Genomic DNA, 13792 nt, shown 5'->3' with positions numbered 1-13792 from the left:
ATTGTTTTTATGTCTAAATAACGGTTAAGTAAAGACAAAAAAATTATTCAGCTTCTAACAGCTGTTTATTCTTCTTGTATAATGTTTGATTTTCTTTTGCCAGTTTGATCAAACATTCTAACATTTTATTGTCTGTCGTTTCTCCAGTTTTTACACGCCATACTTTTTGTTTGTTTGCATCCGTATATTTTATCTTCATTCGTTTGCAAACTTCCTTTCGGTATCTTGTTGGTAAAAACCGAAATAATTCGTCTAATTGTTCTTTATGCAAATACATAATATTAATGTCTATTTTTTGTTTAGATTTGTATTGTTTTGTTATGTTTTGTTATACAAATGTAGACAATTATTTACATTGTAAAACAAAATGTAAAAATATATTTACAATTAAGAATCAATCTAAATAATTTTATGAATGTTTTTAAAGAAAAATTAGAATACCAAAGGCTAAAAAATGGTATTAGTAAAGAAGAGTTGGCAGATAAAGTAGGTATAACTCGCCAAACGTTGTACAACTATTTAGCTGGACGAAATCCGAACTGGGAATTTTTACAAAATATTCAAAATGTATTTGAAGATATATCTATGGATTATTGGATAAATGATTCTATATCGATGTATGATGATCATGTAAAATTTTCGAATAAGGCAAATGTTGTAAATGAAAATATTGATAATTATACTCAGGAAGTTAAATTTTCTATCATCAACAGAAAACTCGATACAATTTTAAGAATTATAACTGACCAAAAGGTCGATAAATAAAGGTTTGTAGCTTATTATTTTCGTTCTTTTATCGTTAAAATTCATATCATAATAAACAATTTTTTGACCGAATTTAATAAATATAAATATTTTAAGAACATAAATAAAAAAAAGGGACTTTTCCGTTCCTATTTCGTATTTAAACAACATAAATTTAGTATTAATTGAGGCTATTTCCTGTCCAGTAGAATTGCTACATCTTTTTGTAAATGCATATTTTGTAACGAATTTGGAACGAAAAATTTGTAAATTACTTATAGTTAATTAATTATAATGTAATTAAAAATCCCTGTGGGTCTACTGATTTAAGCTTCAATATACGTATTGAAGCTTTTTTTATGGATAAAATTTACTATATTTATAATAATTGATTTATAAATGACTTTAGAAAACATAATTTTAGAAGCTAAAAAAGGAAAACGAAACGCTCAGAATGCTGTGATTGAGGTTTTGTGGAACAAAGTTTATTATTATGTTTATAATAAGATTAGAAACGAGGAAGAAGCAGAAGACATCGCGATAGAAACGTTTACTAAGGTTTTCAGTAAATTGAAATTATATAACGAAGATTTTGACTTTACGACTTGGGTGATTTCTATTGCTCATAATACGATGATTGATCATATTAGAAAATCTCCTAAACTTAATATTTCAATTGATGATGAAACGAATCTACTCGAGATTTTAGAAGATCATCCATCTCCTGAAGAACATCTGATACAGAAACAAGATAATGATACGCTAATAAAGGCCATTGCAAAGTTGAGAGAACCGTATCAGAAAATTATCGAATTGAGATACATCGAAGATAAAACCTATAAAGAGATTGCGGAGGAACTTAATTTAACCTTACCAAATGTTAAAGTTCGATTATTAAGAGCCAAACAATTGTTAACAGAGGTGATGCAAAATAATATTTAGTACATTTATTCGTTGAAAAGTTGTTGAAGTAAAATAGAAAAGAATATAGAAATGAAGAAGTATATATACCTTACAACAATCCTAATGATAAGTTTGTTTTTAACATCTTGTGGAAGTAGCAAAGTAACTTCTTACAAAAAAACAGGAGCTAAAAAAGTATATTCTTCAACTAAAAAATCAGAAACTTCAGAAGTTTTTCGTTCTGTAAATGCAGATGATAGCGCTCCTCGTGACATTAATAAAATTCTAAAAACAGCCAAGTCCTATTTAGGTACACCTTATAAATATGGAGGAATTACTCGATCTGGTTTCGATTGTTCGGGATTAGTTTATGTAAGTTTTAAGGAAATGAAATTAGAATTACCGCGTCGTTCGAGTGATCAAGCTGAGTATGGAAAAGAAATTAACATTAAAAATGTTAAAATAGGTGATTTGATTTTCTTTAATACTTCTGGAAATTCTATTTCTCATGTGGGTATCGTAGAGCGTATTAATAACGATGGAGCAATCTATTTTGTACATTCTTCGACTTCAAAAGGTGTTATTATCTCTTCCCTTGATGAAAATTATTGGAAAACAAGATTTGTAAAAGCGGTTAGACTTTTATAACTTGAAGTGTGTTTAATAAAAAAAATATATCATTAACATTTTTTGGATTTCTATTTTTTAGTTTATCCATAGTTGTGAATGCACAAGATGACAGTATTAAAATTGATACCGTTAGGATAGAAAATAAATCTCATTCTAAATTCAGAAAACTTTACGAAACATTATTGTTCAAGAAAAAACCAACAAGATTTCCTATTCAATACAATAATGCTGCTGAGAACGAAAAGTATCAAGGGAAGGTAATTCGAAACATATATTACAAGACACAAGATCCTTTTGGTTACTCTTTACAAGATACGACTAGAGTACCTACAAAATGGATAGAAAGAGCTGGAAATACATTACACGGGAAAACAAAACACTTTGTGTTGCGCCAAAACATGTTAGTTAAACCAGGCGAACGTTATGATTCATTAAAAGTAGCAGAGTCAGAACGTCTAATTCGTGCAAATCGTTCTATTCGTCGTGTCGAAATCAAAGAAGAAGCTGTTGGAACAGATTCGGTTGATTTATACGTTAATTCGATAGATTCGTGGAGTATGTTTATTACAGGTTCCGTTTCAAGTTCAAAAGCAGGATTAAGAGTTCGTGAACGAAATTTTCTGGGGTTAGGACATGTATTTGATAATCGTTATCGTCACAATTATAAAACAGGAAATTCGCTTTATCAATTCAATTATACAGTGCCTAATATTGCACAAACTCGAATTATTGGTAATGTACGTTATTTTAAGAATGAAGATGATCATTATTCCAAATCGGTGAGTTTTGTACGTCCTTTTTATTCTCCTTTGGCGCATTATGCAGGAGGAGTTTCTGTGGGACAAATTTATTTTAAAGATTCGTTAGATTTTGATAAACCAGTTTTAGAAAACAATCCATTTAAGTATAATTTTCAAGATTATTGGTTAGCGAGGGCTTTTCGAATAGATGATGGTCATTCCGAAAATATCACTAACCTTATTGTTTCTGGTCGATTTTATGATCGTAATTATACGGAAACGCCTACAGAAGAAAATGATCCGGTTCATTTTTTTTCTGATCAAACCAATTATTTAGTAGGTTTAGGAATTTCATCTAAACGATACATCAAAACAAAATATATTTTTAATTATGATATCGAAGAAGATATTGCAATTGGTAAAACTTTAGGAATAATAGGCGGAATTCAGAATATTCGCCAAACAAATCGTTATTATTTAGGAGGGAAAGCTTCTGCGGGAGGTTTCTTGAATACCGGATTCTGGGGTTTTGGTGTTGAATTTGGAGGCTTTTTTAACAAAGGAAAATTTGAACAAAAAACCTTGTCAGTGGAAATGCAATATATGGCAAGATTAATCAATTGGGGAGATTGGAAATTCAGGAACTTCGTAAAGGCGAATTATTTATTGGGACATAATCGGATGGATTCACCCGCAGATCAACTCTCTCTTCATGAACATGATTATCTTGGAATGGCTGGTTTTAAATCGGATAGAGATTTAACGGGGCAACAAAAATTGATGATAGAATATCAATTACAATCGTATTTACCATACGAATTTTTAGGATTTCGTATTTCACCTTATTTCAATGCTATGTTTGCAGCGATAGGGGATAGCAAAAAATTTATTTTGAATAATAACCCGATTTATTCGCGTTTTAGTATAGGTGTAATGTTGACAAATGATTATTTTGTATTTAACAATATTCGATTTTCATTGTCGTATTATCCGTCAATTCCAGGACAAGGTAATAACTTAATCAAAACTAATTTATTAGATAATAGAGATTATCAAATGATGGATTTTGACTTCTCAAAACCTAATTATATTCGTTGGAATAGATGGGATTAAAATACAAATAGCTTGAAGAAATCTTCAAGCTATTTGTATTGAATAGTTGTGTTTTTTATTTCACTTGTCTTGATACTATCCACGAAACTAAACTTCCTAAACCTAATACCGTTATAATAACAGCAATAAAGTTTTCTACAGAAAATAGAAAAGGAAAAGGAACGGTTGCGGATGCCATTACCAATCCAAAATTAATTTGTAACAATCCAATTACCGAAGCAATTAATAAACCTGTTGTCATCGCAATAAAAGTGATGATAAATCCAGTTTGAAAGAAGATATTACGAATGTTTTTTCGTGATAGACCAAAACTATACATGGTTTGTATTTCTTTCTTTTTATCTAAAATCAAGATGATAATTGTTCCTGCCAAATTAAAACACGCAATGATAATGACTAAAGTAAAAATCAGGTAACTAATCAAGTTTTCCATATTCATCACTTTCAAGAAAGCTGAATCTAAATCTTGTCTGGTTTCAATTTTATAATTATCGCCTAATGTTTTTTGAAGTTGATTCTTCACTTCATTAAACGACTTTTTGCCAGTTGTTTTAACTTCAATCGAATAACATTGATCTTGATTCAAAAGTAATAATTCTTGCGCTAATCCAAGTGTTGTAAAAATATGTTTATCATATTGTTCATTCAACATAAAGACACCAACACTATACGCATCTTTACTCGTAAAAGCGTCACTTTCTTGTTTGATTAAACCAGTTCCTGCCTTTGGCATCATCAAATCTGCTGGCGTTATCGGATCGATATAAAGTTGCAAACGTTCTGCAATTCCATTCGAAACAATAAAATTATCCGCTCGTGTATAATCTAAATATTGTCCACCATAAATTACCGTATCCAAACGGGTAACTTTGGTAAAGTTTTCGTCTACACCTTTCAAGTAGGCAATATCTTGCTTTCCTTTGTAATTAATGTAGACTTTTTCTTCGATGATTTTCGAAAAAGCTTTAACCTCTTTTTGTTGTTTCAATTGATCCACAACAAAAGTTAAACTGTCTAATACTTTTCCTTTCGAAGGAGAGATTTTAATTTCAGGATTTACATTGCTATAATATTTTAAATTCATTTTTTCTAAACCCGAAAAAACGGATAAAATGATAAACAAAGCAGCTGTAGCAACCAAAATAGCACCAACAGCAATCGATGTAATAATGTTTACAGCATTTGTATTCGTTTTCGAAAAAATGTAGCGTTTTGCAATGTAAAGCGAAATGTTTCTCATTATAAGATCGGATTATTTCCTTCTCCTCTTAACGCTTTGTCGATTTTATCCATTTCGTCTAACGAATTGTCTAAAATAAAAATTAATTCAGGTGTAATACGCATTTGTTTAGAAGCACTTTTTGATAAAATTCCTCTAAAAAACGGTGTATTTACTTTTATTTCCTTGAAAATTTCATCTTTTTGAGTGTTAGGGAAAATACTAACATAGATTTTAGAAACGCCTAAATCTGGTGTTACTTTTACTTCTGTAACACTAATCAAATTTCCTGGGAATTCCTTTACAGCCCATTTTCTAAAAGCTTCTGCTAATTCTTCTTGAAATAATTTACTTACTTTTTGTTGTCTATTGCTATCCAATTCTATTCGTTTTTATAAGACTGTAAAATTACTGCATTTTTTTGTGATTAAAAACATTGATGAATTGAATTAAGTTCTTTGTAAATTTGTTTTAATGAAAAAAGATATCGAAACTTCAGAAGATGTTGCTTTATTGGTAAATACGTTTTACGATAAAGTGCAAAAAGATGATGTCATTGGTTACTTTTTTTCGGAAGTTGCACAAGTAAATTGGGACGAACATTTACCGCATATGATTCAGTTTTGGGAAACTGTTTTGTTGGGAAAAGCAACTTTTGAAGGTTGGCCAATGCGAACACATTTGGTTTTGAGTCAGAAAGAAAAATTAAAACCACATCATTTCGAACGTTGGATGGAATTGTGGTTTGGAATAATTGACGAAAATTTTGAAGGAGAGATTGCAAATGAAGCTAAAAATAGAGCGAAAATAATGCGCGATTTGATTCTTTTCAAAATTGACCAAATGGAACAAAAACAAGGTTTTATTCAATAAAAAAATGCAACTCTTAAAAGTTGCATTTTTTTATGTTTGATCATGCTGATCGAAAAACTATTTTGCAATCATGATTAATTTCTTGTTCACAAATTCTAAAATTCCAGCTTTAGAAAGTTCACGTCCATATCCCGAATGTTTTACTCCTCCAAAAGGTAAATCTGGGCTTGAAGAAACTTGTTTGTTTACGTAAACCATTCCCGAATCTATTCTACGAGCGATTTTCTCCGCATTCGGAACATCTTCTGTATAAATAGAAGCACCTAATCCGTAAGGCGTATCATTAGCAATTTTGATTGCTTCTTCTACATCCTTAACTTTCCAAATACAAATCACAGGTCCAAAAACTTCTTCGTCATAGGCCTTCATTCCAGGTTTTAAATCTGTTAAAATTGTTGGTTGTAAAAAGAAGCCATCACGATCAATACGTTTTCCTCCAGCAAGAATTGTTGCACCTTTATTTGCTGAATCATTGATCTGCTCCAATAATTTTTCTAAGGCATTTTCTGAACTGACAGGACCCATATTAGTATCTGCTTGTGTCGGATCGCCAACTTTCATTCCATTTACATGAGCTGTAATTCGTTTTAAATATTCGTCGTAAATACCTTCTTGTACAATAATTCGTTTCGAAGAAGTACACGCTTGTCCAGCATTACGCAAACGTCCATTAATTGTTCCGTTCATTACTTTTTCGATATCGGCATCATCTAAAACAATCATTGGATCAGAACCACCAAGTTCTAAAACTAAAGGTTTTACATTTTTACCTGCAATACTTGCAACTTCTGCACCTGCTGCTTCTGAACCAGTTAAAGAAACACCAACTATTTTTGGGTTATTGATAATTACATCTGTATCTTTTCCTGACATCAATAAGTTTTTGTACAAACCTTTTGGTGCACCAGCTGCTATAAACATTTCTTCGAATGCAATTCCACATTGCGGAATATTAGAAGCTGTTTTCAAAACAACCGTGTTACCAGCCATGATATGTGGACTTGCAAAACGTGCTATTTGAGAAAAAGGAAAATTCCAAGGCATAACACCTAACAAAACACCAATAGGTTCTGAAACCACATAGGCGTCACCTTTTTCTGTTTGTAAAGGAACATTTGCTAAAAATTCTTCTGCATTATCTGCATAATAATCGATAATATTTGCGCTATACTCAATTTCGATTTCACTTTCATGCAATGGTTTACCCATTTCAGTTGTAATTAAAGCTGCTAATCGTGATTTTTGTTTACGCATTTCGTTTGCAACACGTTTCATTACAGCTTTTCGATCTTCAAAAGATTCGAATCGCCATGTTTGATATAATTCGTTTGCGTCGTCTATATATTGATTGATTTCTTCGCTTGTGTAGGCTTGAAATTCTTTTTCGATTTTACCTGTAGCAGGATTTAGTGTTCTGATTGAACTTGCCATTTCACTCTTTATTTAATCTATACAAAGTTGTAGCAATTCTCGTTCCTAACAAAACTTTTAGGATAAATAAAACTGATAGTTTATCGAATAAAATGTAATTGAGTTGATAGCAAGGAATGATGAATAAGTATTTTTTAGTTTATTGAAAATAGAATATTTCAAAAGTATTTCAAGATTTCAAATACTAAGATGGTCACCATAAGCTTGAAAGAATTGTTAATTGTAATTAATATAAACAAAAAAAGCTGAAAATGATTTCAGCTTAAGATATATCTTATTTAAATTGATTTTATGTATTAAAATGGTAAATTATCGTCGTCATTGTTCATTGAGCTGGTAAACTCACTTCCAAAATCTCCAAAGGCATCTGAAGGATCAATAGCAGATAAATTCATAGCACTTCCCATTTCTTGCGAACCATCATTCATTGAACTTTGAATTTCGAAATCGCTACCATAAGAAGTTTCTAAATCAGTAAATTTAGCTTGTTCATTAATGAAGCGTAAACGTACATTTTCTAACGCACCATTACGGTGTTTCGCAATGATAAATTCAGCTTGTCCAGCACAAGGTTCACTCTCGTCATCCCAATATTCGAGTTTATAATATTCGGGACGATAAATAAACGAAACGATATCGGCATCTTGTTCAATCGCTCCAGATTCACGTAAATCTGAAAGTAAAGGTCGTTTACTTCCTCCACGTGTTTCTACCGAACGCGATAATTGCGAAAGTGCAATAACAGGAATACTTAATTCTTTTGCAATCGCTTTTAATGAGCGCGAAATCATCGAAATTTCTTGTTCACGATTTCCGTTTGCTTTTCCACCTGCCGTCATTAATTGCAAGTAGTCAATTAAAATCATTTTTACGCCATGCTGAGAAACCAAACGACGTGCTTTTGCTCTTAAATCGAAAATCGAAAGGGCGGGAGTATCATCGATATATAAAGGTGCATTTTCAAGACCCTTTACTTTTGTATATAATTGTTTCCACTCGTGGTCAGCCAATTTTGCTTTACGCAATTTTTCACCTGAAATCCCTGTTTCACCTGAAATCATACGTGTAATCAACTGAACAGAAGACATCTCTAAAGAGAAAACAGCAACTGGAATATTTTTATCAACCGTCATATTTTTCGCCATCGAAAGGATAAAGGCAGTCTTACCCATACCTGGACGAGCGGCTAAAATAATCAAATCGGATTCTTGCCAACCGGATGTAATTTTATCAATTTCTGTAAATCCAGAAGATAAACCAGACATTCCTTCTTTTGTAGACTGAGCCTTAATTTTATCAATTGCTTCAGTTACCAAATCTTTGGCTTCTGAATAACTACGTTTGATACCACCTTCTGTAATTTCGAATAATTTCGATTCTGAATAATCTAATAAATCAAACACGTCAGCAGTGTCATCGTACGATTTTTCAATGACTTGATTCGAAATTTCAATTAAACGACGAAGAATATATTTTTCTTGAATGACACGAGCATAATACTCCACGTGTGCAGAAGAAGAAACTTTTTGCGTTAATTGAATCAAATAATAATCACCTCCAATACGATCTAATTTGCCATCTTTTTTCAATTCATTCGAAACCGTTAACAAATCAATTGGTTCAGAATCGTTAAATAATTTTTGAATGACAGCATAAATCGCTTGATGCTCGGGACGATAAAAAACTTGAGGTGTAAGGATGTCAATTACTTCATCCAAACCTTTTTTATCAATCATCATCGCACCAAGTACAGCTTGCTCTAAATCAACAGCTTGTGGAGGAAGTTTACCTTTCTCTAAACCAATGATATTTCGCTTGTTAGCTGGTATTTCAGGATTATAATTTGCTTGTTCCATAAGAGGTTCAAAATTAAAGAAAAAAACGAGATATAACTAATTTTATATCTCGTTTTAAATTCGTATATTCTACAATACGTAGTATTGTAAAATGTATTATCCTGAAAATTCTCCGAACTTGATAAAACGCTCTTGACGTTGCGTTTGTAATTCTTTTGGAGATAATTTTTTCAATTCATTGTACGTTTCCAAAACTTTGTTTTTAAGATTTGTATACGCAACTTCTGGCTTGTAATGAGCACCACCAAGAGGTTCTTGTATGATGTCTTCAATTAATCCTAATTCTAACATATCAGGACCAGTTAATTTCATTTGAGAAGCAGCTTGTTCTTTGTAATCCCAACTTCTCCACAAAATAGTCGAACAGTTTTCTGGTGAAATTACAGAGTACCACGTGTTTTCCATCATGAAAACTTTATTTCCTACACCAATTCCTAAAGCTCCACCAGAAGCTCCTTCACCAATTACAACTGTAATTACAGGAACAGTAAGTTTTAACATTTCGTAGATGTTTTTAGCAATTGCCTCTCCTTGTCCACGTTCTTCAGCTTCTAAACCTGGATATGCACCTGGAGTATCGACTAAAGTAAGAACAGGAATATTAAACTTTTCTGCTAATTTCATTAAACGTAATGCTTTGCGGTAACCATCTGGATTAGACATCCCGAAACGACGATATTGTCTTTCTTTGGTGTTTTTACCTTTTTGTTGACCAATAATCATGAAAGTTTGACCATTGATTTTTCCCATACCACCAACCATAGCTTTATCATCAGCAAATGTTCTGTCTCCGTGAATTTCGATAAATGTATTATCTGTAATCGCGTAAGCGTAGTCTAAAGTATAAGGGCGAGAAGGATGACGAGACAATTGTACACGTTGCCATGGTGTTAAATTACCATAGATTTCCTTCTTTTTATTTTCAATTGCAATCTCAATTTCAACGCAAGCTTGTTTGATGTTAACACCGCTTCCTTCTCCGACGATTTGACAGCTTAATAACTGTTCTTCTAAATCTTTGATAGGTTGTTCAAATTCTAAATATTCCATACAAAAGTGTTTGTTCAGTTCAACAAATATAGAAAAGGTTTTTTAGCCAATTATAAATAAATGTAGAATGTTTTTGATATTTTTTACAATTCCTTCAATTTCAAAAGATAAAAGCGTCCACTTATCTAGTAGACGCTTTTATCTTTTGAAATTGAATTTTACATTTTTTCGATAATCATGGCTGAAGCTCCACCGCCACCATTACAGATAGCTGCTCCACCAATTTTACCTCCATTTTGTTCTAAAACGTTTAATAAGGTAACTAAAATACGAGATCCAGAGTTTCCAAGTGGATGACCAATAGAAACAGCACCTCCATTTACATTGACTTTAGAAGCGTCTAAGTTTAAAATTTTAGTATTAGCGATTCCAACGACTGAAAAAGCTTCGTTAAATTCCCAAAAATCAACATCAGTTGCAGACATATTTGCTTTTTTCAATAACTTCTCAACCGCTTTCGCTGGTGCAGTCGTAAATTTTGAAGGTTCTTGAGAAGCGTCAGCGTAAGCAATTACTTTAGCTAAAGGTTTTATTCCTAATTCATTTGCTTTATCTAAAGACATTAAAACTAAAGCAGAAGCTCCATCATTTATCGTTGACGCATTAGCCGCAGTTACAGTACCTTCTTTAGAAAAAACAGCGCGTAAACCTGGAACTTTATCAAAGTTTACATTTTTATATTCTTCATCTTCTTTAAAAATAACTGGTTCTCCTTTACGTTGAGGAATTTCTACAGGAACAACTTCATTATCAAATTTACCCGCAGCCCAAGCTGCAGCCGATTTTTTATAAGAATTAATGGCAAATTCGTCTTGTTCTTCACGAGAAATATTAAATTCAGTTGCACAAGTATCTCCAAAAAGCCCCATCATTTCTTTGCTATAATAATCTTGTAGCCCATCATTTACAATACCATCTAATAAAACGGTATTTCCGTATTTATTACCTGTTCTTGCATTTGGTGAATAAAAAGGAACCATCGACATGTTTTCCATTCCTCCAGCGACAACAATCTCTGCGTCACCCAAACGAATTGCTTGTGTTGCAAACATAACAGCTTTCATTCCTGAAGCACATACTTTATTTACGGTTGTTGCAGGAATTGTATTTGGTAAACCAGCTTTTATCATAGCTTGTTTAGCAGGAGCTTGTCCTTCTCCAGCTTGCAAAACATTCCCCATGTATACTTCATCAACCAAAGAACCATCTAGGTTAATTTTATTTAAAGCGCCTTTAATCGCTGTTGCACCTAAATCTGTAGCAGGAACATTTGATAAACTTCCTAAAAAAGATCCCATTGCTGTGCGAACAGCTGAAACTATTACGACTTCTTTCATTTAATTGTGATTTGTTGTTTTTATTATAATAACTTATATAATGCAAGATATAAAAATTATAGTAGTATTAATTTGATTTACTCTTTAAAGATTTTCTAAATTTGTTAACGAGTTACTATAGATAGTTGTTGTTTTTTATTAAAATGATAATTGAGTTTGTGTTGAATGTTTTTTTTAAAGAATATGAATCAAATGATGATGAAAAAAATAATACTTTTTGGATTGATTTCTTGTTTTACAGTTGCGATAGCTAAAGCTCAATCGTTTGATCAAAATTATTTTAAAACAGTTTTAGATTCACTTACTTCAAAATCTTTTGCTGGACGTGGTTATGTAGAAGATGGAATGAGGAATGCGGGTATTTATATACAAAACGAATTTCAAAAAAATGGACTAAAATCATTTTCTTCGGATTATCATCAAACTTTCACTTTTCCGATTAATGTAATTAAAGATGCAAAGTTGAAAATAAATGGAAAAGAGTTAAAATATGGGATTGATTTTATTGTGAAACCAAGCTCTAAGTCAATATCTAAAGTTGATTTACCCTTTTATATATTTGATACAGTTGCATATATCGCATCTTTTCAATCTAAAGAAAAGACAAGAAGTTTTATTATAAAGGATAATCAAAATCAAAAAGAGAAACACATTATTTTGCCTCCATTACAAACAAAAGTTGATTCTATTCAGCAATATTACAAGCAATGGGCGAATATTTATGAAAAAGATAACAACCAACATCGGGCTATTTTTAGATTTACTTCGGATAAACTAACTGCAAGTCTAAGTCAAAGAAGATCTTCGGTTTCAGAATTTATTATTTCGGATAATTACTTTACAAAAAACTTAAAAATAAACGATTTTTTTATTGAATCAGAATTGAATAATTTTTTCGAAGCAAATAATATAATTGGGTATATAGAAGGAAAGAACAACGATAGTGTAGTTGTAATTGCTGCGCACTATGATCATTTAGGAAAAGTTGGGTCTACAATTTTTCCAGGAGCAAGTGATAATGCAAGTGGAACTGCAATGATGATGACGTTAATGAAGTATTATTCGCAACATCAACCCAAATATAAAACCGTTTTTATGGCTTTTGCAGGCGAAGAAGCTGGTATTTTAGGTGCAGATTATTATGTTAATCATCCATTATTTTCTTTGAACCGAATCAAGTTTTTAATTAATTTGGATATTATGGGAGCTGGCGAACAGGGGGTTCAAGTGGTGAATGGTAAGATATTTTTGAAGGAGTTTCAACAATTAGTAAAAATAAATTCCAAAAATAATTATCTTAGAGAAATAAAAACAAGAGGAGAGGCATGTAATTCTGATCATTGTCCGTTTTATATGAAAGGTGTTCCGTCTTTTTTTATTTATACATTAGGAGGAAAAGGTTTTTATCATGATCCTTATGATACACCCGAAAATTTAGATTTAAGTTATTCTGAAAAGGTATACAACTTACTGAGAGATTTTATAAAACAGCTATAAAAAAATAATCCGTTCTATAAGAACGGATTACTAACCAACCTAAACTACTATAAAAAACTCTAAAAAGTAAAAAAGAGTGCGAGTAATTTCAAACTTCATAAATCAATTTCGTTATACTCGTTGTTACTCTTTGTCTTACTATCTATGAATAAATTATTTGACAGTGCAAATGTCTAACTTTTATGTCTTATTTGGAAAAATTGTAAAAGATTTTATTTATAATTATTATAGAAAATATTTATAATAATCGTTTATTGTCGGATATTAATCTTTATATTAATTCATTAAAAAATAAACAATAATAGTTAATATGTAATTACGTGAAAACATACTTTAACACCTTTTTAACTATTTATTTTCAAAAAGATGATGAAATGATAAGATTTGCAATCTTTTCAA

At 31.3% G+C, this 13792-nt stretch carries 13 protein-coding genes; 6 read left to right on the top strand and 7 right to left on the bottom strand.

The window, feature by feature from the left end; all coding sequences use genetic code 11:
- Nucleotides 1-43 precede the first annotated feature (43 nt).
- A complete protein-coding gene (locus NZD85_RS04930; RefSeq protein ID WP_221855985.1) occupies nucleotides 44-277 on the bottom strand; it encodes a hypothetical protein in 234 nt (77 codons plus the stop codon).
- A 134-nt stretch (nucleotides 278-411) separates the two neighbouring features.
- Here NZD85_RS04930 and NZD85_RS04925 point away from each other — a divergent pair, with 134 nt between their 5' ends.
- From NZD85_RS04925 to NZD85_RS04910, 4 genes are all read left to right on the top strand, one after another.
- Complete coding sequence (locus NZD85_RS04925; RefSeq protein WP_221855983.1) at nucleotides 412-765, top strand: helix-turn-helix domain-containing protein; 354 nt, start codon at nucleotides 412-414, stop codon at nucleotides 763-765.
- A 378-nt stretch (nucleotides 766-1143) separates the two neighbouring features.
- On the top strand, nucleotides 1144-1686 hold the full coding sequence (locus NZD85_RS04920; protein WP_188319792.1) for an RNA polymerase sigma factor: 543 nt from the start codon (nucleotides 1144-1146) through the stop codon (nucleotides 1684-1686).
- Nucleotides 1687-1737: 51 nt separating this feature from the next.
- Nucleotides 1738-2295: a C40 family peptidase gene (locus tag NZD85_RS04915; RefSeq protein ID WP_260543859.1), complete on the top strand. Its 558-nt coding sequence runs from the start codon at nucleotides 1738-1740 to the stop codon at nucleotides 2293-2295.
- Nucleotides 2296-2303: 8 nt separating this feature from the next.
- Nucleotides 2304-4130: a BamA/TamA family outer membrane protein gene (locus NZD85_RS04910; RefSeq protein ID WP_260543856.1), complete on the top strand. Its 1827-nt coding sequence runs from the start codon at nucleotides 2304-2306 to the stop codon at nucleotides 4128-4130.
- A 55-nt stretch (nucleotides 4131-4185) separates the two neighbouring features.
- Here the strand turns inward: NZD85_RS04910 and NZD85_RS04905 are convergent, their stop codons facing one another.
- On the bottom strand, nucleotides 4186-5370 hold the full coding sequence (locus tag NZD85_RS04905) for an ABC transporter permease (protein ID WP_260543854.1): 1185 nt from the start codon (nucleotides 5368-5370) through the stop codon (nucleotides 4186-4188).
- On the bottom strand, nucleotides 5370-5729 hold the full coding sequence (gene rbfA / locus NZD85_RS04900; RefSeq protein ID WP_188319794.1) for a 30S ribosome-binding factor RbfA: 360 nt from the start codon (nucleotides 5727-5729) through the stop codon (nucleotides 5370-5372). The genes NZD85_RS04905 and rbfA overlap by 1 nt, the downstream gene beginning before the upstream one ends.
- 94 nt (nucleotides 5730-5823) lie before the next feature.
- On the opposite strand from rbfA, the gene NZD85_RS04895 reads away from it, so the two are divergent.
- Nucleotides 5824-6222, top strand: coding sequence for a group III truncated hemoglobin (locus NZD85_RS04895; RefSeq protein WP_188319795.1), 399 nt, complete (start codon nucleotides 5824-5826; stop codon nucleotides 6220-6222).
- 57 nt (nucleotides 6223-6279) lie between these two features.
- Here NZD85_RS04895 and NZD85_RS04890 read toward each other — a convergent pair whose 3' ends face one another.
- From NZD85_RS04890 to NZD85_RS04875, 4 genes are all read right to left on the bottom strand, one after another.
- Nucleotides 6280-7653 carry an NAD-dependent succinate-semialdehyde dehydrogenase gene (locus NZD85_RS04890; protein WP_260543850.1) on the bottom strand — a complete coding sequence of 458 codons (1374 nt, stop codon included), beginning with the start codon at nucleotides 7651-7653 and terminating at the stop codon, nucleotides 6280-6282.
- 296 nt (nucleotides 7654-7949) lie between these two features.
- Nucleotides 7950-9509: a replicative DNA helicase gene (gene dnaB / locus NZD85_RS04885; RefSeq protein ID WP_260543848.1), complete on the bottom strand. Its 1560-nt coding sequence runs from the start codon at nucleotides 9507-9509 to the stop codon at nucleotides 7950-7952.
- A 96-nt stretch (nucleotides 9510-9605) separates the two neighbouring features.
- Nucleotides 9606-10559 (bottom strand): acetyl-CoA carboxylase carboxyltransferase subunit alpha, encoded by a 954-nt coding sequence (locus tag NZD85_RS04880; RefSeq protein ID WP_260543846.1) that lies wholly within the window; start codon nucleotides 10557-10559, stop codon nucleotides 9606-9608.
- A 158-nt stretch (nucleotides 10560-10717) separates the two neighbouring features.
- Nucleotides 10718-11896 carry a thiolase family protein gene (locus NZD85_RS04875; RefSeq protein WP_225541646.1) on the bottom strand — a complete coding sequence of 393 codons (1179 nt, stop codon included), beginning with the start codon at nucleotides 11894-11896 and terminating at the stop codon, nucleotides 10718-10720.
- A gap of 198 nt (nucleotides 11897-12094) precedes the next feature.
- On the opposite strand from NZD85_RS04875, the gene NZD85_RS04870 reads away from it, so the two are divergent.
- Nucleotides 12095-13393 carry a M28 family metallopeptidase gene (locus tag NZD85_RS04870; RefSeq protein WP_260543844.1) on the top strand — a complete coding sequence of 433 codons (1299 nt, stop codon included), beginning with the start codon at nucleotides 12095-12097 and terminating at the stop codon, nucleotides 13391-13393.
- Nucleotides 13394-13792: the final 399 nt, after the last annotated feature.

The organism is Empedobacter stercoris, assembly GCF_025244765.1.
GTDB classification, from domain to species: Bacteria; Bacteroidota; Bacteroidia; order Flavobacteriales; family Weeksellaceae; genus Empedobacter; species Empedobacter stercoris.
The sequence above is the reverse complement of the archived record's forward strand: the minus strand, read 5'-3'. Positions and strand labels throughout refer to the sequence as shown.

What these genes read in the sequence shown, in the direction of transcription:
- NZD85_RS04880 (WP_260543846.1), bottom strand. Translation starts at nt 10,559, where the DNA reads ATGGAATATTTAGAATTTGAACAACCTATCAAAGATTTAGAAGAACAG.
- NZD85_RS04920 (WP_188319792.1), top strand. Translation starts at nt 1,144, where the DNA reads ATGACTTTAGAAAACATAATTTTAGAAGCTAAAAAAGGAAAACGAAAC.
- NZD85_RS04895 (WP_188319795.1), top strand. Translation starts at nt 5,824, where the DNA reads ATGAAAAAAGATATCGAAACTTCAGAAGATGTTGCTTTATTGGTAAAT.
- NZD85_RS04925 (WP_221855983.1), top strand. Translation starts at nt 412, where the DNA reads ATGAATGTTTTTAAAGAAAAATTAGAATACCAAAGGCTAAAAAATGGT.
- NZD85_RS04915 (WP_260543859.1), top strand. Translation starts at nt 1,738, where the DNA reads ATGAAGAAGTATATATACCTTACAACAATCCTAATGATAAGTTTGTTT.
- NZD85_RS04905 (WP_260543854.1), bottom strand. Translation starts at nt 5,370, where the DNA reads ATGAGAAACATTTCGCTTTACATTGCAAAACGCTACATTTTTTCGAAA.
- dnaB (WP_260543848.1), bottom strand. Translation starts at nt 9,509, where the DNA reads ATGGAACAAGCAAATTATAATCCTGAAATACCAGCTAACAAGCGAAAT.
- NZD85_RS04875 (WP_225541646.1), bottom strand. Translation starts at nt 11,896, where the DNA reads ATGAAAGAAGTCGTAATAGTTTCAGCTGTTCGCACAGCAATGGGATCT.
- NZD85_RS04870 (WP_260543844.1), top strand. Translation starts at nt 12,095, where the DNA reads ATGAAAAAAATAATACTTTTTGGATTGATTTCTTGTTTTACAGTTGCG.
- NZD85_RS04930 (WP_221855985.1), bottom strand. Translation starts at nt 277, where the DNA reads ATGTATTTGCATAAAGAACAATTAGACGAATTATTTCGGTTTTTACCA.
- NZD85_RS04890 (WP_260543850.1), bottom strand. Translation starts at nt 7,653, where the DNA reads ATGGCAAGTTCAATCAGAACACTAAATCCTGCTACAGGTAAAATCGAA.